At 73.3% G+C, this 20893-nt stretch carries 23 protein-coding genes; 14 read left to right on the forward strand and 9 right to left on the reverse strand.

Annotation, left to right across the window (positions count from 1 at the left end; translation table 11 throughout):
• Nucleotides 1–66 precede the first annotated feature (66 nt).
• From OIE69_RS38515 to OIE69_RS38530, 4 genes are all read right to left on the reverse strand, one after another.
• Nucleotides 67–1239, reverse strand: coding sequence for a cysteine desulfurase family protein (locus OIE69_RS38515; protein WP_326579660.1), 1173 nt, complete (start codon nt 1237–1239; stop codon nt 67–69).
• 62 nt (nt 1240–1301) lie between these two features.
• On the reverse strand, nt 1302–2042 hold the full coding sequence (locus OIE69_RS38520; protein ID WP_326579662.1) for an SDR family NAD(P)-dependent oxidoreductase: 741 nt from the start codon (nt 2040–2042) through the stop codon (nt 1302–1304).
• A 162-nt stretch (nt 2043–2204) separates the two neighbouring features.
• Nucleotides 2205–2876: an SDR family NAD(P)-dependent oxidoreductase gene (locus OIE69_RS38525; protein WP_326579664.1), complete on the reverse strand. Its 672-nt coding sequence runs from the start codon at nt 2874–2876 to the stop codon at nt 2205–2207.
• 29 nt (nt 2877–2905) lie between these two features.
• Nucleotides 2906–3283, reverse strand: coding sequence for a DUF2255 family protein (locus tag OIE69_RS38530; protein WP_326579666.1), 378 nt, complete (start codon nt 3281–3283; stop codon nt 2906–2908).
• Nucleotides 3284–3576: 293 nt separating this feature from the next.
• Between OIE69_RS38530 and OIE69_RS38535 the strand changes: the two genes are divergently transcribed.
• The 6 genes from OIE69_RS38535 to OIE69_RS38560 all read left to right on the forward strand — a co-directional run bounded on the left by OIE69_RS38535 (nt 3577) and on the right by OIE69_RS38560 (nt 7018).
• Nucleotides 3577–4725 carry a PP2C family protein-serine/threonine phosphatase gene (locus OIE69_RS38535; protein ID WP_326579668.1) on the forward strand — a complete coding sequence of 383 codons (1149 nt, stop codon included), beginning with the start codon at nt 3577–3579 and terminating at the stop codon, nt 4723–4725.
• Between the two features lie 43 nt (nt 4726–4768).
• Nucleotides 4769–5128, forward strand: a complete 360-nt coding sequence (locus OIE69_RS38540) for a DUF6204 family protein (protein ID WP_326579670.1) — start codon at nt 4769–4771, stop codon at nt 5126–5128.
• An 87-nt stretch (nt 5129–5215) separates the two neighbouring features.
• On the forward strand, nt 5216–5425 hold the full coding sequence (locus OIE69_RS38545) for an HTH domain-containing protein (protein WP_018557908.1): 210 nt from the start codon (nt 5216–5218) through the stop codon (nt 5423–5425).
• 2 nt (nt 5426–5427) lie between these two features.
• On the forward strand, nt 5428–6000 hold the full coding sequence (locus OIE69_RS38550; RefSeq protein WP_326579673.1) for a Clp protease N-terminal domain-containing protein: 573 nt from the start codon (nt 5428–5430) through the stop codon (nt 5998–6000).
• 107 nt (nt 6001–6107) lie between these two features.
• Complete coding sequence (locus OIE69_RS38555; protein ID WP_326579675.1) at nt 6108–6635, forward strand: GNAT family N-acetyltransferase; 528 nt, start codon at nt 6108–6110, stop codon at nt 6633–6635.
• A 110-nt stretch (nt 6636–6745) separates the two neighbouring features.
• The gene (locus OIE69_RS38560; protein ID WP_326579677.1) at nt 6746–7018 is read left to right on the forward strand and encodes a UBP-type zinc finger domain-containing protein; all 273 of its coding nucleotides are present in this window, start codon (nt 6746–6748) and stop codon (nt 7016–7018) included.
• 15 nt (nt 7019–7033) lie between these two features.
• Here the strand turns inward: OIE69_RS38560 and OIE69_RS38565 are convergent, their stop codons facing one another.
• Together OIE69_RS38565 and OIE69_RS38570 are read right to left on the reverse strand one after the other, a co-directional pair.
• Nucleotides 7034–8611: a Na+/H+ antiporter gene (locus OIE69_RS38565; protein WP_326579679.1), complete on the reverse strand. Its 1578-nt coding sequence runs from the start codon at nt 8609–8611 to the stop codon at nt 7034–7036.
• Between the two features lie 71 nt (nt 8612–8682).
• A complete protein-coding gene (locus OIE69_RS38570) occupies nt 8683–9477 on the reverse strand; it encodes a FadR/GntR family transcriptional regulator (RefSeq protein ID WP_326579681.1) in 795 nt (264 codons plus the stop codon).
• 101 nt (nt 9478–9578) lie between these two features.
• On the opposite strand from OIE69_RS38570, the gene OIE69_RS38575 reads away from it, so the two are divergent.
• The 5 genes from OIE69_RS38575 to OIE69_RS38595 all read left to right on the forward strand — a co-directional run bounded on the left by OIE69_RS38575 (nt 9579) and on the right by OIE69_RS38595 (nt 14298).
• Complete coding sequence (locus tag OIE69_RS38575) at nt 9579–10454, forward strand: carbon-nitrogen hydrolase family protein (RefSeq protein ID WP_326579683.1); 876 nt, start codon at nt 9579–9581, stop codon at nt 10452–10454.
• Between the two features lie 20 nt (nt 10455–10474).
• Nucleotides 10475–11854 (forward strand): APC family permease, encoded by a 1380-nt coding sequence (locus tag OIE69_RS38580; RefSeq protein ID WP_326579685.1) that lies wholly within the window; start codon nt 10475–10477, stop codon nt 11852–11854.
• A 46-nt stretch (nt 11855–11900) separates the two neighbouring features.
• The gene (locus OIE69_RS38585; protein WP_326579687.1) at nt 11901–12446 is read left to right on the forward strand and encodes a hypothetical protein; all 546 of its coding nucleotides are present in this window, start codon (nt 11901–11903) and stop codon (nt 12444–12446) included.
• On the forward strand, nt 12443–13024 hold the full coding sequence (locus OIE69_RS38590) for a hypothetical protein (RefSeq protein WP_326579689.1): 582 nt from the start codon (nt 12443–12445) through the stop codon (nt 13022–13024). Before OIE69_RS38585 ends, OIE69_RS38590 begins: the two co-directional genes overlap by 4 nt.
• A 350-nt stretch (nt 13025–13374) precedes the next feature.
• Entirely contained in the window at nt 13375–14298 is a 924-nt protein-coding gene (locus tag OIE69_RS38595; protein WP_326579691.1) for an SAM-dependent methyltransferase, read from the forward strand.
• Between the two features lie 53 nt (nt 14299–14351).
• Here OIE69_RS38595 and OIE69_RS38600 read toward each other — a convergent pair whose 3' ends face one another.
• On the reverse strand, nt 14352–16067 hold the full coding sequence (locus tag OIE69_RS38600; RefSeq protein ID WP_392567620.1) for an ArnT family glycosyltransferase: 1716 nt from the start codon (nt 16065–16067) through the stop codon (nt 14352–14354).
• A gap of 156 nt (nt 16068–16223) precedes the next feature.
• On the opposite strand from OIE69_RS38600, the gene hemC reads away from it, so the two are divergent.
• Both hemC and OIE69_RS38610 read left to right on the forward strand, forming a co-directional pair.
• Nucleotides 16224–17159: a hydroxymethylbilane synthase gene (gene hemC / locus OIE69_RS38605; protein WP_089228068.1), complete on the forward strand. Its 936-nt coding sequence runs from the start codon at nt 16224–16226 to the stop codon at nt 17157–17159.
• A 95-nt stretch (nt 17160–17254) separates the two neighbouring features.
• The gene (locus OIE69_RS38610; protein ID WP_326579695.1) at nt 17255–17929 is read left to right on the forward strand and encodes a ThuA domain-containing protein; all 675 of its coding nucleotides are present in this window, start codon (nt 17255–17257) and stop codon (nt 17927–17929) included.
• Between the two features lie 21 nt (nt 17930–17950).
• Here OIE69_RS38610 and lexA read toward each other — a convergent pair whose 3' ends face one another.
• Nucleotides 17951–18649, reverse strand: coding sequence for a transcriptional repressor LexA (lexA, locus tag OIE69_RS38615; protein ID WP_326579697.1), 699 nt, complete (start codon nt 18647–18649; stop codon nt 17951–17953).
• A gap of 449 nt (nt 18650–19098) precedes the next feature.
• Here lexA and OIE69_RS38620 point away from each other — a divergent pair, with 449 nt between their 5' ends.
• Complete coding sequence (locus OIE69_RS38620) at nt 19099–20025, forward strand: RNA polymerase sigma-70 factor (RefSeq protein WP_326579699.1); 927 nt, start codon at nt 19099–19101, stop codon at nt 20023–20025.
• Between the two features lie 27 nt (nt 20026–20052).
• Here the strand turns inward: OIE69_RS38620 and OIE69_RS38625 are convergent, their stop codons facing one another.
• Nucleotides 20053–20823: a hypothetical protein gene (locus tag OIE69_RS38625; protein WP_326579701.1), complete on the reverse strand. Its 771-nt coding sequence runs from the start codon at nt 20821–20823 to the stop codon at nt 20053–20055.
• Nucleotides 20824–20893: the final 70 nt, after the last annotated feature.

Consider the following 20893-nt stretch of genomic DNA (forward strand, 5'->3'; position numbering starts at 1 on the left):
CCCTTCGTCCGCCTTTTCGACGCTACCGCTCGGGGGGCCGCCCGCAAGTCCGTGACGGCTCCCGGATCAGGCGAGGGCGCCGACGGCCGCGGCGAGCAGTCCGGAGGCACGGTCGACGTCGTCCGCGGTGGTCCAGCGCCCCACCGACAGGCGTACGGCGGCCTGGGCGCGGGCCTCGTCCAGGCCCATCGCGCGCAGCACCGGGGACGCCGTACGACTGCCGCTGTGGCAGGCCGAGCCGGTGGAGGCCGCGATCCGGGGCACCGCGGCGAGCAGTTCGTGGGCCGGGACGCCGTCGACGCCGACGTTCAGCGTGGTGGGCAGGCGGTGGCGGACGGACCCGTTGAGGTGGACCCGGCCGGGCAGCGCCCGGGTCAGGCCCCGGTGCAGGCGGTCGCGCAACGCCTCGGCACGCGCGGCCCCGCCGTCGGCGAGTTCGGCGGCCGCCAGGTCGGCGGCGGCCCCCAGCGCCACGGCGAGGGCGACGTTCTCGGTGCCGGCCCGCAGTCCGCCCTCCTGCCCGCCCCCGTACACCAGCGGCTCCAGATGGAGGCCCGGGCGCACGTAGAGGGCGGCGACACCCTTCGGCGCGTACATCTTGTGCCCCACCACCGTCAGCAGGTCCACGCCCAGACCCTCCACGTCCAGCGGGACCTTCCCGGCGGCCTGGGCGGCGTCGCAGTGGAACAGCGCGCCCCGGGCGCGGGCGAGCCGGGCGAGCTCCGCGACGGGCTGCAGTGTGCCGGTCTCGTTGTTGGCGGCCATGACGGAGACCAGCACGGTCCGCGGGGTGAGGGCCGCGGCCAGCACGGCCTGGTCGAGACGGCCCTCCCGGTCCACCGGCAGGTACGTCACCCGCACCCCGTGCAGCCGCTGCAGCGCGCGGCAGGTCTCCAGCACCGCCGGGTGCTCGGTGACCTGGGTGATCACCTGGGGACGGTCGGCGTCCGCGGCGAGCACCGCGCCGCGCAGCGCGAGGTTGTTCGCCTCGGAACCCGACCCGGTGAACACGATCCCCTCCGCCGTCGCCCCGATCAGTGCGGCGACCCGGGCGCGGGCCCGCGCGAGCGCCGCGGCCGGCTCCGCCGCCCAGGCGTGGCCGCTGGAGGGGTTGCCGAACCCGGTGGTGAGCCAGGGCCCCATCGCCTCCACCACTCTCGGGTCGACGGGTGTGGTGGCGTTGTGGTCCAGGTAGACGGTGTCCCCGTCGAGGCCGGGATGCGGCGGCGGCACCTTCATCGAGGGTGGGTCCCTTCGGGTCCGGAGGGGGCGCGGGCGGTGCGCCGGGGTGGTCGCCGCCGTCAGCCGATCGCCTGCCGGCCGCCGTACGCGCCGAGGACGGTGCCGGTGACGTATCCCGCGCGGTCCGACGCCAGGAAGACGATCGCCTCGACGATCTCGTCGAGTTCGGCGACCCGGTCCAGGGCGGTGTTGTGCGCGACGGCCGCCAGCGTGTCCTCGCCCATCTCCACGGTTCCGGGGGTGCGGACCGGTCCGGAGGCCACGGCGTTCACCCGTACCCCGCGTGCCCCGAACTCGTCGGCCCATACACGTGTCATGATCTCCAGCGCCGCCTTGGAGGCCCCGTAGACGGCGGCCCCGCGCGCGGGGATGCTCGCCGCCAGGGTGCTCAGGTTGACGACCACCCCACGGCCGCGCGCCGCCATGCCCGGGGCGAGGGCGCCGACCAGCAGCATGGGCGCCCGGGCGTTGACGGCCATGTGGAGGTCGAACATCTCGGCCGTGGAATCGGCGGCGTCCGCGAAGCGGTAGATGCCCGCGTTGTTGACCAGCACGTCCACCGCGCCCGCCGCCGCGGCCAGGCGCAGCACGTCGCCGGGGTCGGTCAGGTCGGCGGCGACGAACCGGGCCCGCCCGCCCGCGTCGCCCACCTCCGCGACGACCTCCGCGCCGCGCTCCGGGTCCCGCCCGTGGACGACGACCTCGGCGCCCAGCGCGGCCAGCCGCAGCGCGACGCCCCGCCCGATACCGGCGGTGCCCCCGGTGACGAGGGCGGTGGATCCGGAGAACTCCTGGGTCACGGCTGGCTCCTCGGGGCGGCGGCGCGATCGGCGGACCCGTCACCGCCGGTGTCCGCGCTGGTTGTCTACCTCACGTACCGTCACCGCCGAAGTCGGCTCGCCGCTGCGGCGGCCGTTCGGGGCGCCCCCGTCCCGGCGGTTCCGCGGCGGCCGTGCCGCCCCTCACGCCTCGCCCTCCAGCACGCCCGCGAAGTGCCGGAACCCCGTCCGGTCCCTGTGCAGAGCCCACAGGGCGCCCGCCAGCGTGGCGGGATCGTTGCGAGGGTGCCCCGGTCTGATGACCCCGGGGATGATCAGCTGCGCGACGTGGATGTCCTCGCCGGCCAGCGTGTCGTGCAGCATCCGGGCGTAGGCGCTCTCCGCCGCGTACGCCACGGAGGTTCCGGCGCGGGCGGGCAGCGGCCGCACCGCGCTGCCGCCGTTGACGAAGAGGATCGTGCCGCGGCCCAGGAAGCGCATGTCGGGCAGCACCGCGTGGACGGCGGTGACCGCGCCGTACAGGGAGAACTCCAGGGGCCCCGCGAAGTCGGCCGGGGTGGTCTCCAGCAGGGGCCTCATGAAGTCCCCGGGCGGGGCCGGACTGTACTGCAGCACCTCGATCGGTCCGAGCGCGGCCGCGGCGGCGTCCAGCGCGGCGCCGAGCGCGAGCGGGTCGCGGACGTCGGCCGCGAAGCCCCGTGCCGTCACGCCGTCCTTGTCCAGGGCGGCCGCCAGGGTGTCCAGACGGTCCTGATCCCGGGCGACGAGCGCGAGGTCGAAGCCGTCGCTGCCGAACTGGCGCGCCACGGCGGCGCCCAGCCCCCGCCCCGCACCGACGATGACCATGGTCGTCATGTCTGTCCCGTGCTCCGTTGTGCCGGCGCTCAGCGCGGTACGAGCTTGAGCGTCGCGGCGCGCGCGGTCCCGGCCACCATGGGCTCCACGTACTCCGCGCTGTGGCGGCCGTACTTGCCGCGGTAGGCGGAGTCGAGCCGCTCGTTGACGGCGGGGTCGTCGACCTCCACGAAGGTCACGTCCCGCTCGACCCCGCCGGCGCTGATCCGGCCCTCGTGCCGGGCCTGCGCGGCGCGGAACCAGGTGCCGCCGCGCCCGCGGTAGGCCCGTACGTAGAGGTCGTCACCGTCGCGGACCACCCAGATGGTCGTCGGCGGGTCGAGGGCGCCGGGGTCGCGCCGGGGCGCGATGGAGAGCTCGTCGGCGTGCTCGATGCGGTCCAGTTCGTCCTTCGTCCACGTCGTCATCGGCGCGACTCCTCGGCGGTGTCGGGAACCAGTTCCGTGCTTCCTGGCGCAATGATCGACAACTTAGGCCCCGGGCTGAAGCCGCGTGGGGCCAGACGGGTTCACGGCCCCGCCGGCCGCCCACCGGGGCGGGCCGGTCCCCGGACCGGGACAGCGACGGCGGAACCGCCCTGCAGCCCACGCCGGCCGGGGCTCCCACCGGTCGGTTCACCCCGGGGAGGGTCTGCGGTGGCCGCGGGGGAGATCGCCGGGGAGCCTGAAGGGATCGCCAGCGGCAGAGACCGGGAGGGTGCGTGGGGAGGGCCGACGAAGGGGGCCTCTGCGGCCCGGCCGAGGTGGCCTGGTACATCAGGTTGCTCCCGGTCGTGGTTCTCGTCGGCGGCTTCCTCGTCGACTTGCTCACCCCGACGCAGTACACGAGCGCCGCCTTCTACTCGGTCGCACCGGTGCTCGCGGCGCCGCTGCTGTCGCTGCAGGGGACGATGGTGGTCGGACTCGCGGCGATCACCGCGGACGCGGGGATCCTGGCCCACTACGGCCGCCTGCGGGGGCTGAGCGGGATGAGCGAGTTGCTGACGGTCTCGCTGGTCGCCGTGGTGGCGGTGTTCATCAACCGGCTGCTGGAGGCGCGGGAGTCCCGGTTGCGCTCCGCCCGCTCGGTCACCGCGACCGTGCAGCGTGCGGTGCTCCCCGAACCGCCCGCGCGCGTCGGCGACCTGAGGATCGCGGCGTGCTACGAGGCGGCGGAGGCGGAGGCCGAGATCGGCGGGGACCTGTACGCCGTCCAGGACACTCCGTACGGGCTGCGCTGCATCGTGGGGGACGTCAAGGGAAAGGGGCTGGACGCCGTGGAGGCGGCGACCTTGGTCCTCGGGACCTTCCGGATGGCGGCCGACGAGCAGGCGACCCTGGCGGACGTGGCGGGGCAGATGCATGGGGCCCTGCGGCGGGAGGTGGGCCGGCGCGATGACGGCGAGCGGCTGGAGTGGTTCGCCACCGCGGTCCTGGCCGAGTTCCCGCACGGCGGCGAGCACGTCCGGCTGGTGAACCTCGGACACCCGGCGCCGCTTCTGCTGCGGGGCGGACAGGTGCGCGCCGTCGAGCCTTCGGAGTACGGGCTGCTCCTGGTGGAGGGGCTGGGGGAGGGAGCGGGGGAGGAGGACGCGGTGGTGGACACGGTGCCGTTCCCGGCGGGTTCGACGCTGCTGCTGTGCACCGACGGCGTCACCGAGGCCCGTGACGCGCGGGGCCGCTTCTACGACCCGCCGGCGCGGCTGGCCGGGGTGCGGCGCGGCGGTCCGGCCGAGTTGCTGGAGGCGCTGCTCGCGGACGTGCACCGGCACACGGGCGGGCCGACGGACGACGACATGGCACTCCTGGCGGTGACGCGCGACGACCGGTCCCCGCCGCCGGGCCCCGGTCCGCGTCGCCAGGCCTCGTGAAATGCGGTGGAGCGGGACGGAACCCGCTGCTTACAGTCGGCGGATGAGCACACGCACCTTCCGCGTCACCGTCCGCGGCGTCTTCGACGGACTCACCGCCGGGCAGCGCTCGGAACTCCTCTCCCGCGCACCGGAACACGACGTCCTGCGCGCGGCCTTCACCCCCGAGGGCCACCTCACCTACGACATCGCGGCACGTCCCGCCTTCACCTTCCGCTTCCTCGACTCCGGGGAGGCGGAGGAGGACATCCTCGAGGCGACCGAACGTGCCGAGGGGGCGGCCAGGGCGTGGCTGGGGGAGCGCGGCTACGGCCACAAGAACCTCAGGTCCCAGGCAGAGGACCTCTCCCAGGCGCCGCTGGGGAAGCGGCAGCGCCGTGCCGCCGCCCGAGGAGACGCCTGACACATCGCCCGGGACACATCGCCCCTGGCCCCGCCGTACTGTCAACTCGGGTTGACGCTCCCTGTCTGTCAACGTAAATTGACAGACGTGACCGAGGCAACCGATCTCGCCGAGCGGGCGGGTGACCGCGACCCGAGGGTCGGGCTGCGGGCCGTCGCCGCGCTGCGGCGGCTGCTGGAGCAGCTGGAGACCGTACAAGTCAGGAGCGCGCGGGCGCAGGGGTGGTCGTGGCAGGAGATCGCCCACGAACTCGGCGTCAGCAGGCAGGCCGTGCACAAGAAGTACGGGAGGCATTGAGGATGTTCGAGAAGTTCACCAAGAGCGCGCGGGGGGTCGTCGAGGGCGCGGTCGGGCACGCCGAACGAGCGGGCGACCCGACGGTCACCGAGGACCACCTGCTGCTGTCGCTGCTCGACCGGGAGGGCACCCGGGCCTCAGCCGCCCTGGCGGCGCTGGGCGTCGACCGGCGCCGCGCGGCCCTGGAAGAGGCGCTGCAGGAGACCCGCCGGCGCGGCGGGGTGTCGCGGGCCGATGCCGAGGCGCTGGCCGGCCTCGGCATCGACGTGGCCGAGATCGTCGCCCGTGTCGAGGACGCCCACGGCGCCGGCGCCCTCGCCACCGGTCGCGGCCCCCGGCGGTGGCGGCCGGCGGGGCGGCGTCCGTTCACCCGCGGGGCCAAGGGCGTCCTGGAGCGTTCCCTGCGGTCCGCCGTGGCCCGGGGCGACCGCCACATCGGGGACGAGCACATCCTGCTCGCCCTCACCGTCGGCCCCGGCGTGGTCGCGGACGTCCTCGCCGAGCACGGCGCCTCGTGGGCCGACGTCGAGCGCGTGCTCGCGGCGGAGGGCGAGGGCAGGGCCGAGGCGAGCTGAACGCGCCGCCCGCGGCACGCAATTCGGTTGAGCGGCCGACGGCGACCGTGCTAACTCTTTCGCGTTCCACGACGTCGATCATGCCGACCCGAAGGAGGGCCGCCCCCATGGTGCCCGGACGACTGGTGACCTTGCGCCCGATGGAGCCCTCGGACGCCGAGGCGCTGTGGCGCTGGAACCACGACCCCGAGGTCATGCGCTGGATGGACGACGACTACGCCCAGCCCCTCGCACAGGTGAGGAAGCGCATGGAGGAGCGGCCCCGCAACGCCTACGGCGACGTGCTCCACGGGATCGAGGTGCAGGAGGACGGACGGCTCATCGGCCTCGTGCGGCTGCGTGACGCCGAGCCCGAGACCGGGTGCGCCGAACTCGACATCTACCTCGGCGAGAAGGAGTACTGGGGCCGCGGCTACGCCACCGACGCCATGCGCACGATGTGCCGCTACGGCTTCGAGAAGATGCGCCTGCACAAGATCTCGCTCACCGTCGTGACCGAGAACGAGGCGGCGCACCACGTCTACCGGAAGGTCGGCTTCGTGGAGGAGGGCCGGCTGCGGCAGGTCTTCCGGCGCGACGGCCGGTGGTACGACATGTTCACCATGGGCCTCCTGGAGGGCGAACTCCGGGACTGAGCCGCGGGCCCCGCGCCGGGACGCCCCGGGACGTTGATCGCGCGCGGCGCGGGGTTGACGTAGCCTGGGGCGTCATCGGCAGTGATCCGCAGACGGCACAGGGGGCCGGCGTGACAACAGCAGCATGTCCCGATCTCGAGCAGGCCCCGGCCGACGTCGCCGCGACGCCGCCGGACGACGGCTGCGCCGACTGCCTGGCCGCCGGACACCACGACTGGGTCCATCTGCGGCTCTGCCTCACCTGCGGCCACATCGGATGCTGCGACAGCTCCCCGGGGCGGCACGCCAGCGGGCACTACGAGGCCACCGGCCACCCTGTGATCCGCTCGCACCAGCCGGGCGAGAACTGGCGCTGGTGCTTCGTCCACGAGTCCATGGGCTGAGGCCCGGACCCACCGCTACTCGCGCTGGAGCGCCGCCTCCTCCAGATCCAGCTCGCGCATGACGCGGCGCAGCACCTCGTCGTCGATGAGCCGTTCGTCGCGGAAGCGCACGAACTCCTGCCGTTCGGCGTCCAGCATCGCGCGGCGCAGCCGCCGGTAGGCCACACTCGGCGGCTCGGCGCCGCCGCCGGTCGGGCCGCCCAGCCGCTCCCAGGCGGCGTTGCGGCGGGCCTCCGCGGTCTGCCGCAAGGTCTCGAGCACGACCTGGTGGGAGGCCGTGCCCCCGGCCAGCTCCTCCAGGCGCGCCAGTGCCGCCCGGGCGGCACTGTGCTGGGCGCTCGCCTCGGCCAGCGCGTCCTCGTACGCCTCCTTGTTGCAGATGCCGAGCCGCCGGATGAGCGGGGGCAGCGTCATCCCGTGCAGCAGCAAAGTGCCGACCGTGACGAAGAAGGTCAGGAACAGGATCTCGTCGCGCCCGGGGAACGGGGCGCCGCTGTCGGTGGTCTCCGGCAGCGCGAAGGCCGCGGCGAGCGAGACCACGCCGCGCATGCCCGCCCAGGAGAGGACGACCGGGTACTGCCACGGGGGATACGGGTCGCGCGCCCGGATCCGCGGGAACATCAGCCGTGGCAGGTACGTCGCGGGGTAGACCCACACGACGCGCGCCAGGACGGTCACCGCCGTCAGCGCGGCACCAGCCGCCACCAGCCGCCCCACGCCCGTGTCCACGGCGTCGACGATGCCCCGCACCTGCAGGCCGATCAGGGCGAAGACGAGGGCTTCCAGCACCGTGTCGAGGGCGCTCCACACCGCGTACACCTGCAGCCGGGAGGTCGCCTCGGTGTCGGGGGACCGGTGACCCAGGTAGAGGCCGGCCACGACCACGGCCAGCACCCCGGAGGTGTGCGCCTCCTCGCCGACGAGGTAGGCCAGGAACGGCACGAGCAGCCCGAGCGCGCTGGCCAGGTCCCCGGGCAGATACCGGTGCCCGAGGCGGGCCAGCCACCCGATCGCCAGACCGATCAGCGAGCCCCCGACGGCCGCCATCAGGAAGACCCCGACGCCCTGCAGCAGGGTGTAGCCGGCGCCGGCGACGGACGCGATGGCCACGCGGTAGGCCGTGAGCGCGGTGGCGTCGTTGACCAGGCTCTCGCCGCCGAGCACGGTCAGCAACCGGCGTGGCAGCCCCAGCCGGCGTCCGATGGAGGTCGCCGCCACCGCGTCGGGCGGCGACACCACCGCGCCGAGTACCAGCGCCGAGCCCAGCGGCAGCCCCGGAACCAGCCAGAACGCGGTGTAGCCGATCACCACGGTCGTGAACAGCACCAGCCCCACGGCCAGCAGCCCGATGGGGCGCAGATTCTCCCGGAAGCGCAGATAGGAACTCTCCCTCGCCGAGGAGTACAGCAGCGGGGGCAGGATCAGGACCAGTACCAGCTCGGGCTCGATGGCGTACGCGGGGATGCCCGGCACGATGGACGCGCACAGGCCGAGGGCGACCAGCAGCAGCGGGGGAGACACCCCCAGACGCCGGGCGACGGCGGTGACCAGCACCGCAGCGACCATGAGCGTGACGAGCGCCGGCCCCTCCACGGACGTCTCCTCCACCCCTGTGGCGGCGCACGCCGCACGTGTGGCTCGACTGTACTGGTGAGGCGGGCGGATCAGTCCCCGGCGGTGGCGGCGGGCCCGGGTACGGGTACGGCGCCGGGGAGGCCGATGAACATCGTCCGGTGCAGCGTCTGGACGTGCTCCTGGGCGACCGCGGCCGCCGCCGCGCGGTCCCCCTGGCGCAGGGCGCGGACGAGAGCCCGGTGCTCGGCGTTGGATGCGCGCAGCGCGTCGAGCGGGTAGGGCAGGTAGTACCGGTAGAGCTCGCGGACGACCGCCGCGTACGGGACGACGACCGACGGCGTCCCGGTGGCGGAGGCGACCGCGAGGTGGAACTCCTCGTCATGGCGGTGGAACTCGGCCCAGCCGGTCACCCGGTCCATGACCTCGACCAGACGCTCCAGCTCGCGCAGCGCCGCGTCGTCGGCGTGGCCGGCGGCGAGGTGGGCGATGCCGCACTCCAGTACCAGTCGGTGGTCGATCAGCCGGCGCACCGAGTCGGTGTCGGAGCGGTAGCTGCCGACCGCGCTGACCGAGCCCTTCGCCGGGTGCTGCGCGACCAGCGTGCCGCCGTTGCGGCCGCGGCGGCGCTCCAGCAGCCCGTCGTCGCACAGGGCCACCAGCGCCCGGCGCACCGTGATCTCGCCGACGTCCAGCGCCGCGGCGATCTCCGCCGCGGCGGGCAGCCGCTCGCCGGGGGCGAGCAGGCCGAGGTCGATGGCCATGGCTATCCGGGCGCGCACCGTGTCGAGCGCGGACAGACGGCGGATGCCGCCCAGGGCCGGGGTGCTCAGCGGCGGGCCGGCGGCCGTCGTGGCCTGGCCGGTCCGGTTCTCCGTGTCGGGCATGGGACCGACTGTAGTACCGGAAAACATCTCACCTTGAGCACTCTTGTTTATCTGATCAGAATGCTCTAATTTCCTCAGCACTCGAACGAAGCAGGTGAACCATGTCCCGACCCCTTCCCGTGGCCCTCGCCCAGGCCGGGCCCCGCCCCGCCGGAGCGCCCCTGTCCGGCTTCGCGGAAGAGGCCGGGACCCTGCTGGCGCGCTTCCCGCAGACCCGGCTGATGGCCTTCCCCGAGCTGCACCTGTTCGGTGTGGACGGGAGCCCGGAGGACGCCGAGCGGCGACTGCGCGAGTCCGCGCAGCCGCTGGACGGACACCTCGTACGCGAGCTCGGCGAGCTCGCCGGGGACCTGGGCGTCTGGCTGCTGCCCGGCAGCATCTGCGAACGCGGCCCGGAGGGCGGGCTGTTCAACACCGCGCTCGCCTTCTCGCCCGAGGGGCGGCTCGTCGCGCACTACCGCAAGGTCTTCCCCTGGCGGCCCCGCGAGCCCTACACCCCGGGCGACCGGTTCGTCGTCTTCGACATCCCCGGGGCGGGCCGCGTCGGATTCTCCATCTGCTACGACGCCTGGTTCCCCGAGGTGGCCCGGCACCTGGCGTGGATGGGCGCCGAGGTCATCGTCAACCCGGTCATGACCACGACGGGCGACCGCGCCCAGGAACTCGTCCTGGCCCGTGCCAACGCCATCACCAACCAGGTCTACGTGGTCAGCGTCAACACCGCCGGACCCCTCGGCACGGGACGCAGCCTCGTCGTCGACCCGGAGGGACGCGTCCGCACCGAGGCGCCCGACAGCTCCGCCACCGTCCTCACCGACGTCCTGGACCTGGACGACGTGACCCGGGTCCGCACCTATGGCACGGCCGGCCTCAACCGCATGTGGTCCCAGTTCACCGACACCGACCGCCCCCTCGAACTCCCCCTGTACGACGGGCGCATAGACCCTCGCAGCTGGCGCCCCGCCCGCCGCGGCTGACCCATCCCCGGAGCCCCACGATGACCGACAACGCCGCGCGCTCCGCCACCACGGCCCCCGCGCTGTCCCGCACCCTCGGACTCAGAGCCGTCGTCTCCTTCGGCCTGGCCTACATGACCCCGCTGATCGTGCTCGGCACCTTCGGCGTCGTCGCCGAGAAGACCGGCGGCGCGGTCCCCACCGCGTACGCCCTGGCGCTGGTCGCCATGCTTTTCACCGCCTACAGCTACGGCAAGATGGCCGCCGAGCACCCCGTCGCCGGCTCCGCCTACACCTACGTACGGCGCTCCATCGACGGGCGGGCCGGCTTCCTCGTCGGCTGGGCCACACTCCTGGACTACTTCTTCCTGCCCATGGTCATCTGGCTCATCGGCGGTGCCTATCTGCAGGCCGAGTGGCCCGGGGTGCCGATGTGGGTGTGGATCCTCTCCTTCATCGCCATCACCACCGCGCTCAACCTGCTCGGCATCCAGGCCGCGGACCGGGCCAACTCCCTGCTGATGGCGTTCCAGATCCTCGTCATCGCCATCTTCGCGCTGCTCTCGCTGCGGCACGTCTTCCATGCCGAGGGCGCCGGGGGCCTGTTCAGCACCGGGCCGTTCCACAACGACGCCACCACGCTGGCCGGGATCTCCGGCGGCGCGGCCATCGCGGCGTACTCCTTCCTCGGCTTCGACGCGGTCACCACGCTCACCGAGGAGACCGTCGAGCCGCGCAGGACCATGCCCCGCGCGATCATGCTCACCGCCGTCATCGGCGGCGGCATCTTCATCGCGCTCGCCTACACCACCCAACTGGCCCACCCCGGCAGCAGCTTCGCCGACCCCAGCTCCGCCGCCTTCGAGATCGCCAGGACCATCGGCGGCGACCTCTTCTCGTCCGTCTTCCTCGCCGGACTCGTCGTCGCCCAGTTCGCCTCCGGCGTCGCCGCCCAGGCCAGCACCTCCCGCCTGCTGTACGCCATGGGCCGCGACAACGTGCTGCCCCGCAAGCTGTTCGGCTACATCCACCCTCGCCACCTGACGCCTGCCTTCAACATCCTCCTGACCGGCGTGGTCGGCCTCGTCGCGCTCCGCCTCGACGTCGCCACCTCCACCTCCTTCATCAACTTCGGTGCCTTCACCGCCTTTACCTTCGTCAACCTCAGCGTGATCGCGACCTTCCTGCGCAAGCGCCGCGCGGGCGAGCCCGCCGGCCTCCTCGCCTACGCCGTCGTCCCGGCCGTCGGCGCCCTGATCGACCTCTGGCTCCTGCTGCACCTCGACGGCAAGGCCCTCACCCTCGGCGTCATCTGGCTCGCCCTCGGCGTCGCCTATCTCGCCTACCTGACCCGCGGCTTCCGCAGGCCGCCGCCCGAGCTCACCTTCGACGAACAGCACGGCACGGCGAAGGCCGACTGACGCCCCGGGCGGGGCGGTTGTCGGTGCCCGCTCCTAGAGTCGGGGCATGACCACCTGGATGCGGGGATCGTTCGCCGGGCACGAGGTGAATCTCGTCTTCGCCCGCGGTATGACCCTCGACGTGCTGACGCGGCGCCTGCGGGGCGCGCGGCGGGAACCGCTCGCGTACGGCGAGGCGGGCGGATGGGCGTGGGCGGTGCACGACATGCACGACCATGACGCCGATGACTACGACGGAGTGGACTACGACCGCCTGTGCCGTGACGGCGCGGAGGTCGTCGTTTTCGAGACCGAACCCTGCAGTGCGAAGGCCCATCCGCCGTCCTTCACCTACTGCCGTGACGGCCGCACGGTCCTCTACCTCTCCTTCGGGAGCCCGCAGCTCCGCAGCGGCGAGAACCCCGACCATCTCTCGCCCGAACTGCTGACCGCGAACCTCATCGGGCCGGACTCGGAGTGCGCGCGGGAGGCCGAACCCGGTCACGACTGCTTCGACCACCGCGACGAGGACCATGCGCGCCTCGTGCGGGCGATCGCCGGATTCTTCGACCTCCCCTCGCCGCCCCTGTCCCCGGAGGTCTGCGCCTCATGACCTGGCTCACCCCGAACACGTTCGTCACCTTCGTGAGGGGCATGACGCTGCCCACGGTCGCCGCCGTCTACGCCGAGGCCGGCCGACCTGCCCCGGCGAGCGGCTCAGGGGCGGGCTGGGTCTGGCTGACCCACGAGGCCTACCGTGCCCCGCACCGGTCGATCGCCTCGACACTGGCGCGAGACCTCACCGGATTCCGCCACACGCACCGCGCGAGCGACCCCGGCCGAGTGCCCGTGGAATCCGTCCTCCTGGCCTCCACGCCCGCGTGCGCCTGCCCCCACGGCCAGAACTACATGGTCCCGCACTGTGACGAGCACCCCTTCCAGTTCGCCTACAGCCGCGGGGGGTTCGAGCAGACCTACTTCAACTTCGGCATGCGCCGCGAGTCCCGGCGCGCGGGCGGCATGGCCGACCTGCTCGTCCGCGAACTCCTGGACGCGGGCATCGTCGGCCGCGACACCCCGCGGTACGACGCCGACCCCGCGTTCAACGCGGACGGCACCCACACGGTGCGCATCATCGCCGACCACTTCGGGCTGCCCTCACCACCGCTCGCGCTCGCGCAGGCCGGGTGAGGACGCCTTCGCAAAGCGGCGCACCCCGGAATCCGGCCCTCCCGGTACGGGGTTCATGCCCAACCCGACTCGGTCCAGGGGCGGCCCGCCCGGATGCCCTCGATCGCGGCCCGGGTGTACGGCACGAGGCGTTCGGGGAGGGCGTCCGGGTGCCACCAGCAGTTCCGGGGATGTGCCGTCACCAAGCCCAACGACCGGGGACCGCCAAGAGGAAGGCCCGTTCCGGCCTTTCTGCGCGCACCCCCGCACGGACCGCCCCGGCGAGTCGGTGCGGGTGGCACCAACTCGCCGTTTCACCAGCTAAGTTGTGTCCAGATCAGATCGCGTATTCGAGTCCCCAGGGGATGGCCATGACCAGCGGCAGCGACGCTCCCAACGACTACGACTCCGCCGAGCAGCTCCGCAGGCGGATCGACACCACCAAGGCGCATCCGGCGCGCGTCTACGACGTCTTCCTCGGCGGCAAGGACAACTACCCCGTCGACCGCGAGGCGGCCGCGGCGGCGCTGGCCGCCAATCCCCGCGGCTACCTGGACGTGCGGCACAACCGGGACTTCCTGCGCCGCGCGGTGAACCACATCGCGGGCGAGACCGGCATCCGCCAGTTCCTCGACATCGGTACCGGTCTGCCCACGCAGGAGAACGTGCACCAGATCGCCCAGCGCATCGTCCCCGAGGCGCGCGTCGTGTATGTCGACAACGACCCGGTCGTCCTGGCCCACGCGCGCGCCCTGCTGACCAGCGGTCCGGAGGGCCGGACCGACTACATCGACGCGGACCTGCGCGACCCCGCCGCGATCCTGCGCGAGGCGGCCGGCACGCTGGACCTCGCCGAGCCCGTCGCGCTCGTGCTCGTCGCCGTCCTGCACTTCGTCGAGGACGACGAGGCGTACGGCATCGTCAAGCACCTCGTCGACGCGCTGCCCTCGGGCAGCCACGTCGTGCTGAGCCACCTCACCTCCGACCTCAACGCGGAGCAGATCGCCAAGGTCGCCAAGACCTACCAGGACCGCGGTTTCTCCTTCGTGCTCCGCGAGCATGCCGAGGTGCTGCGCTTCGTCACGGACAACGGCCTGGAGATCGTGGAGCCCGGCCTCGTCCCCGTGCACCACTGGCGCCCGGACGACGCCGACGACACCCTCGCCTCCCACGCAGACGCCTCCCCGGAGTTCGTCGAGGGTCTCGAGGACATCGACAAGATCCGCTACCGGAGCATCACCGACGTCACTGACGCGGACATCAACGTCTACGCCGTGGTGGCGCGCAAGCCCTGACGCCGCGACGCCCGGCGCCGCCCTGCCGAACGGGGAAGGGGGCGGCGCGGGCGTCAGTCGCGGCGGTAGATCGTGATCGAGTGCCCCACCTCGTCGATCGGCTCGCTGCCGGCGATGAGTTCCGCCAGCCGGCCCTCGGCCTTGGCGACCGCCGAGTCCGACACCACGAGCAGCCCGTGGACCTGGTCCTCGGGGACCTCGCGCGGGTCGGCGGCGTGGATGCCGTAGTGGGCGGGGACTCCGCTGCCCTTGTAGACCAGCCACACCCGCTCCCCGGGGTGCTTCTCGCGGAGCCGGTCGGCGAGGCGGCCCAGGTCCTGGCCCCAGTCGACGTTGGAGTCGTGCAGGCGCAGATGGGTCTTCGACGTGCCGCCGAAGGCCTCGTTGGAGTACTGCAGGTAGTACGGGAAGGTCCGCAGCGAACTGACGGCGACGAAGGCGACGAGCGCTGCCGCCGCCACGTCCGCCCACCGCCGTCGCAGGGCGGTGACGCAGGCCGCCGCGACCGCCCCGGACATCGGCAGGAAGACCACGTAGCGGACGCCGAAGTCCCGCGAGCCGGTCATGGCGGCCGCCGTCAGCACCGCCGCGGGGACCAGCAGATACGGGGCGGCGGGGCGGAGCCGGGGGACGGCGAGCAGCACGGCGGTGCCGGCGAGCCACAGGGCGAGCATGCCGAGCGGGGTCTTCACCAGCACCGCGGCGGGCAGGTAGTACCAGAGCGCCCCGCTGTAGTGGCGGCCGAAGAGGAAGCCCTCGAAGGTCGAGTCCTCGAAGCCGAACTGGACCGCCATCCCGTCCCGGTACGCCCGGGGGAGCGGTAGCGCGTCCACGGCCAGGGCCCGCAGGCCGTGCAGGTCCGGCAGGGTGTCCGGGGCCGTCCAGCGCAGCCGCGGGTCGACGGCCAGGTAGGCCGCCCACACCACCGCGACGGCGACGAGCCCGAACCCGCACGCCGCGACGGCGGCGCGCCGCAGCGACCGGGCGGTGGCGGGCCGCTCCGCGCCCCGCCCGTCCGCGTGCCGGACCGACAGCGCGGCCAGGAGCAGCAGGACCGGCACCGCGGGGAGCGCGCTCATCCGCGTGGCGAGCGCCGCTCCCAACGCCGCACCGGCGAGCGGCAGATGGAGCCGGGGACGCTCACGGGCCCGCCACAGCGCCCACACCGACGTCAGCAGGAAACCGGCCGCCGGGACGTCGAGCGTGGCGAGCGACCCGTGCGCGATCACGTCCGGTGAGAACGCGTACAGGCCGAGCGCGAGCAGCCCCCCGGCGGGCCCGGTGAGATCGCGCGCGAAGGCGAGCACCACCAGTCCGAACAGCAGCGTCAGCGCGATCATCGGCAGCCGGGCCGCAAGCATCAGGCGCCAGGGATCGTTGCCGGACTCGTAGAGCACACTGCGCCCGAGCTCCGTCTGATCGCCCTCGAAGGCCGGGTCGAGGCGCGGGTGGGCGAAGGCCAGACCACCTGCGACGACCAGCTTGCCGAGCGGCGGGTGCTCGGGGTTGAACCGCAGGCTGTGCTCGCGCAGATAGACCGTCGCGGCGCCCACGTACACCGGCTCGTCGATGGTGGGCGTCTGCCGGACGGCCGTCGTGACCATCGCGAACGCCATCTGCGCGAGGAGCGCCAGCACGGCCAGGACGTACAGCGTGCGGCGGTGCCGCGGCGCGGGAGCCGGGAAGCGGCGCACCGGCACCGTGACGGCAGCGGTGGGCGTCGCCGGATCGGGGGACACCGCGGCGGGCGAGGGCCGTTCCTGCGTCATGGTGCGCTTACCCCGTCGCGTGTCCCTGTGGCGCCACGTCCCCGCGCCGACGCCCTCCCGGCGGGCGCCGCGGGACAGACTAGCCCCGCCGTCGCTCCCGCGCGTGGGGTTGGGGCTGTTGCGCGGGGCGCGTGCGGGACGCCGTACCGTGGGCTCATGGCAGTCCCCGAGCTGATCCGCATCGTCTCCCGTTCCTCCCCGATGGCGCTGGCCCAGGTCGAGCGCGTCCGCGCGGAACTGGCCGCGCTCCACCCCGGCATCCGGACGGAAGTCGTGCCCGTCACCACGTCCGGTGACCGCTGGATGGGCGACCTCGCCCGGCTGGGCGGCAAGGGCGCGTTCACCAAGGAGGTCGACGCCGCGCTCCTGGAGGGCCGGGCCGACCTGGCCGTCCACTGCGTGAAGGACGTCCCCGCCGACCGGCCGCTGCCCGCGGGGACGGTCTTCGCCGCGTTCCTGAAGCGGGACGACATCCGTGACGCCCTGGTGCACCCCGGCGGTCTCACCCTCGACCGGCTCCCGCCCGGCACGCGCATCGGCACCTCCTCCGTGCGCCGCATCGCGCAGATCATGGCCTCGCACCCGCACCTGACCTGCGTCCCCATGCGCGGCAACGCCAACCGCCGGCTGGAGAAGCTCGCGGCGGGCGACGCGGACGCGCTGCTCCTGGCCGTGTCGGGGCTGGAGCGCATCGGCAGGACCGACGTCATCAGCGAGGTGCTGCCGGTGGAGACGATGATCCCGCCGATCGGTGCCGGCGTGCTGGCCCTGCAGTGCCGGGAGGGCGACGCCGAGACGATCGACGTCGTGAGCGATCTCGGCGACCCGGCCGCGCACCGGGAGACCACGGCCGAGCGGATGTTCCTGCACGTCCTTCAGGGCCACTGCAACAGCCCGATCGCCGGCTACGCCCACGCCGAACGCGACGGCAGGCTCTCGCTGCGGGCCCGGGTCTTCTCACCGGACGGCAAGACCGTCCTCGACGCCCACGAGTGGGCCGGCCCCCTGGACCCCGCCACCCTCGGGACGTCGGTCGCGGTGGCACTGCTGCGGCAGGGTGCCCGCGAGCTGATCGACAGCATCGGGCACTGACGGGACCCGGTCGCTGTCGACCCCGCGGCGGCGCCCGGGGAGACTGGTGGGCGCCGTCCGCCGCCCGCCGTCCGTCACCGTCCTGGGAGAGCCGATTGTCCCGCCGCAACCCCCGTGTGCTCGTCTACACCCGCACCACCGCCTACCGGCACGACTCGATCCCCGACGGGGTCAGGGCCCTCACCGAACTGGGGGAGGAGCACGGTTTCCGGGTGGACGCCACCGAACGGCCCGAGGACTTCGAGGGGGCGGGCCTGCGCCCGTACGACGCCGTGGTGTTCCTCTCCACCAGCGGGGAGGTGCTCGGCGACGCGGGACGGGCCGCCCTCGTGGCGCACCACGCGGACGGCGCCGGGTTCATGGGCGTGCACGCCGCGGCCTGCACGGAGTACGACTGGCCGTACTACGGGGAGCTGCTGGGCGCGCGCTTCACGGGGCATCCGCCCCTGCAGAAGGGCACGGTCCTGGTCGAGGACACCGCCCATCCGGCCACCGCGCACCTGGGCGGGGCCTGGAAGGTCACCGACGAGTGGTACGACTTCGACCGCAGCCCCCGCCCCGGGGTGCGGGTCCTGGCCTCCGCCGACGAGTCCTCGTACACAGGTGGCTCGATGGGCGCGGACCATCCGCTGGTCTGGTGCCACGAGTACGGCGGAGGGCCCGTCTTCTACACGGCGCTGGGGCACTCCGCGCAGACCTACCAGGACGTCGCCTTCCGGGCCCATCTGCTGGGCGGGCTCCGGTCGGTGCTGCCCGGGGCGGCGGACTGAGCGGGGCCTTCGTGCCCGTGCTCAGAGGCGCCGCAGCACGGCGACCACCTTGCCCAGGATGACCGCCTCCTCGCCGGGGATCGGGTCGTAGGCCGGGTTGTGCGGCATGAGCCAGACCCGGTCGCCCTCGTGCTTGAGCCGCTTGACGGTGGCCTCGCCGTCGATCATCGCGGCCACGATGTCGCCGTGGTCTGCCGCGTCCTGACTGCGCACGGTGACCCAGTCCCCGTCGCAGATCGCGACACCCGTCATGGAGTCGCCGACCACCTTGAGGGCGAACAGCTCGCCGGCGCCGACGATCTGCCGGGGGAGCACGAAGACCTCGTCGACCTGCTCCTCGGCGAGGATCGGCGTGCCGGCCGCGATGCGGCCGATCACCGGCACGCGCGCGGAGGGGGAGGCGCTGACGGGCTGCGCGCCCGGCCCGGAGTCGTGCTGCGAGGGCCAGGAGCACCGCACGCGGTAGGCGCGCGGGCGGTGCGGATCCTGCTCGATGACACCCTTGCGCTGCAGCACCGCCAGTTGGTGGGCGACCGAGGACGTGCTGGCCAGGCCCACGGCCTCACCGATCTCACGCATCGACGGCGGGAAGCCGCGGTTCTCCACCGAGCTCAGGATCGCCTCGACGATGCGGGTCTGACGGTTCGTCAGCCCGTCGGGGCCGGGATTGTCCGAGCCCTGCGGGCGCCCACGGCGCACTGTCGTAGTGGTGGGCTCCATGCCCCGTCCCTCCCTGTGCGGATCCTGCTGCGATACGTAACGTTACCCTGCTCCAGGACGCTTTTGGAACGCGTGTGCGAAATTCCGAGAAGATCTGTGCGCATGCCGCGCGGAACCGGCGGGGATCGCGGGCCGATTTCGCTGTCACAAACGGAGTGGCTGCCCGGTCGGATATTGGGGGTCGTGTGTTCGAGGGCCGGCAGCGGAATGGGGCGGGAATCGGACCGGAATGCGGCCGCAATTCCCCCGCTCCGGCGGGAACACCCGCCCGGCGGCCGGACTCGTCGCTTCACACACGTCCCCGCGAACGCACGCCGCACGGCCACGGCACCCCTGAACTGCGCGGACCGGGCCCGGGCGCGGAGTGCCCCCCGGCCCGGGGGAAATCGCCCTCTGTGTAGGCTGGAACGGCCGGCAGGGCGGATGCGACGGTGGAGGAAAACGCGACGATGCAGCCAGGGGACGCGGAGCAGCACGACGGCGCGCTCGACAAGGCCGCGGCGGTGTTCACGGCCCTGCGCCCCCGATTGTTCGGCATCGCGTACCGGATGCTCGGCAGCGCCGCGGAGGCCGAGGACGTCGTCCAGGACGTCTGGCTGAAATGGCAGGCCACGGACCGCGACGCCGTGGAGAACCCGACCGCTTTCCTGACCACCGCGACGACCCGGCTGGCCATCAACGTCACCCAGTCCGCCCGCGTCCGGCGCGAAGGCTACGTCGGGCCCTGGCTCCCGGAACCGGTCGACACCCGCTCCGACCCCGCGCTGGGCGCCGAACGCGGCGAGGCGGTGGAGATCGCCGTGCTGCTCCTGCTGGAGCGGCTGACACCCACCGAGCGGGCCGCGTACGTGCTGCGCGAGGCGTTCGACTACCCGTACCGCGAGATCGCCGGCGTACTCGACCTGAGCGAGGCCAACTCCCGCCAACTGGTCAGCCGCGCCCGCAAGCACATTGCCGCCGGGCGGCGCGAGCAGGTGGGCACGGCGGAGCACCGCCGCCTGCTCGAGGCGTTCGTGGCGGCCGCCCGGGCGGGCGACATGGCCGGCCTGGAGAAGCTGCTCGCCACGGACGTGGTGAACTACGGCGACGGTGGCGGCGCCGTGCGCAACGCCGCCAAGGTCCCCGTGTTCGGCAGTGCCAAGGTGGCGCGGTTCATCACCGCCTTCGCGCCGCGCTTCTGGCTCGACACGGACGTGGTCTGGGTCGAGGCGAACGGGCAGCCCGCGGCACTCGTCATCCACGCCGGCACGCCGATGGCCCTGCTGAGCATCACCGCCTCCGAGCGGGGCATCGACCAGCTGATGTGGGTGCTCAACCCGGCCAAGCTGACCGGCTTCAGCTCCCTGGCGGCGGGCCCGGCCGAGCCGTCCGCGTAGGCCTGCGCCGCACGGGAGGCCGCTGCGTCAGGCGTCGGCCGCGGTCCGGCCGGGAGCGATGTCACCCGCGCGCAGCAGGCGGAGGAAGGCCTTGAGGCCCGTGATGATCTCCTCGTTGTCCGTGAGCCGGTCGATCGTGGCCTCGAACTCCCGGGCCAGCGCGGTGATCCGGCGGTCGGCGTCCTCGGCCCGCTCGTACACCGAGACCCCCAGCGCGTCCATGCCGCGCCGCAGCTCGGCCAGGGCCCGGTACTGCTCCTCGGCCTTGCCCTCAAGGACCTTGATGCCGTTGTCCGTGCGCTCGACGCGCTGCTTCAGCGCCAGTACGTCGTCCCGCGGATGGGTGACGTCCTTCAGCAGGGTGCCCAGCCGCTTCCGCAGCTGTCCGAACCACGCGCCCGCCGGACGGAACACCGTGCTCAGCAGGAAGAAGCCGGCGATCCAGTACCCCGCGCCGCGGCCGGACGCCACCGTTGCCGCCACCACCCCGGCCGCCGTGAGCAGATGGCCCGCCAAGGCGACCCGCAGCATCGTCCGGGCGATCCGCGCGGCCTCGACGTCCCGCGCCTGAGGGACCGTCAGCCCCTTCTCCCGGCTCACCGCGATCTCGGCCAGCACCGACTGCGCCCGGAAGTAGACGTTCCACGGCACCGTGAGCAGGACGAGGAGCCACAGCAGGCACAGCACCCCGGCTCCCGCACCCAGGACCACCGGCAGCGGCGCGCCCACCGCGTAGACCAGCGCCAGCGCACCCGCGGTCACCGCCAACGCCAGCGCCGCGCCCAGGAATCTCCCCATGCCCGCCTCCAACCCCCTTCGTCCGACGGTCTATTGGCTTTATCGTCCCGCCCAGGCGGAACACGGGCAT

Origin of the sequence: Actinacidiphila glaucinigra (assembly GCF_035918135.1) — a bacterium.
Taxonomy (GTDB): Bacteria; Actinomycetota; Actinomycetes; order Streptomycetales; family Streptomycetaceae; genus Actinacidiphila; species Actinacidiphila glaucinigra.

Bases quoted from the DNA above. Each gene is read 5' to 3' on its own strand.
- OIE69_RS38515 (WP_326579660.1), bottom strand. From the start codon at position 1,239: ATGAAGGTGCCGCCGCCGCATCCCGGCCTCGACGGGGACACCGTCTAC.
- OIE69_RS38525 (WP_326579664.1), bottom strand. From the start codon at position 2,876: ATGACGACCATGGTCATCGTCGGTGCGGGGCGGGGGCTGGGCGCCGCC.
- OIE69_RS38530 (WP_326579666.1), bottom strand. From the start codon at position 3,283: ATGACGACGTGGACGAAGGACGAACTGGACCGCATCGAGCACGCCGAC.
- OIE69_RS38540 (WP_326579670.1), top strand. From the start codon at position 4,769: ATGAGCACACGCACCTTCCGCGTCACCGTCCGCGGCGTCTTCGACGGA.
- OIE69_RS38550 (WP_326579673.1), top strand. From the start codon at position 5,428: ATGTTCGAGAAGTTCACCAAGAGCGCGCGGGGGGTCGTCGAGGGCGCG.
- OIE69_RS38555 (WP_326579675.1), top strand. From the start codon at position 6,108: ATGGTGCCCGGACGACTGGTGACCTTGCGCCCGATGGAGCCCTCGGAC.
- OIE69_RS38570 (WP_326579681.1), bottom strand. From the start codon at position 9,477: ATGCCCGACACGGAGAACCGGACCGGCCAGGCCACGACGGCCGCCGGC.
- OIE69_RS38575 (WP_326579683.1), top strand. From the start codon at position 9,579: ATGTCCCGACCCCTTCCCGTGGCCCTCGCCCAGGCCGGGCCCCGCCCC.
- OIE69_RS38580 (WP_326579685.1), top strand. From the start codon at position 10,475: ATGACCGACAACGCCGCGCGCTCCGCCACCACGGCCCCCGCGCTGTCC.
- OIE69_RS38585 (WP_326579687.1), top strand. From the start codon at position 11,901: ATGACCACCTGGATGCGGGGATCGTTCGCCGGGCACGAGGTGAATCTC.
- OIE69_RS38590 (WP_326579689.1), top strand. From the start codon at position 12,443: ATGACCTGGCTCACCCCGAACACGTTCGTCACCTTCGTGAGGGGCATG.
- OIE69_RS38595 (WP_326579691.1), top strand. From the start codon at position 13,375: ATGACCAGCGGCAGCGACGCTCCCAACGACTACGACTCCGCCGAGCAG.
- OIE69_RS38600 (WP_392567620.1), bottom strand. From the start codon at position 16,067: ATGACGCAGGAACGGCCCTCGCCCGCCGCGGTGTCCCCCGATCCGGCG.
- hemC (WP_089228068.1), top strand. From the start codon at position 16,224: ATGGCAGTCCCCGAGCTGATCCGCATCGTCTCCCGTTCCTCCCCGATG.
- lexA (WP_326579697.1), bottom strand. From the start codon at position 18,649: ATGGAGCCCACCACTACGACAGTGCGCCGTGGGCGCCCGCAGGGCTCG.
- OIE69_RS38620 (WP_326579699.1), top strand. From the start codon at position 19,099: ATGCAGCCAGGGGACGCGGAGCAGCACGACGGCGCGCTCGACAAGGCC.
- OIE69_RS38625 (WP_326579701.1), bottom strand. From the start codon at position 20,823: ATGGGGAGATTCCTGGGCGCGGCGCTGGCGTTGGCGGTGACCGCGGGT.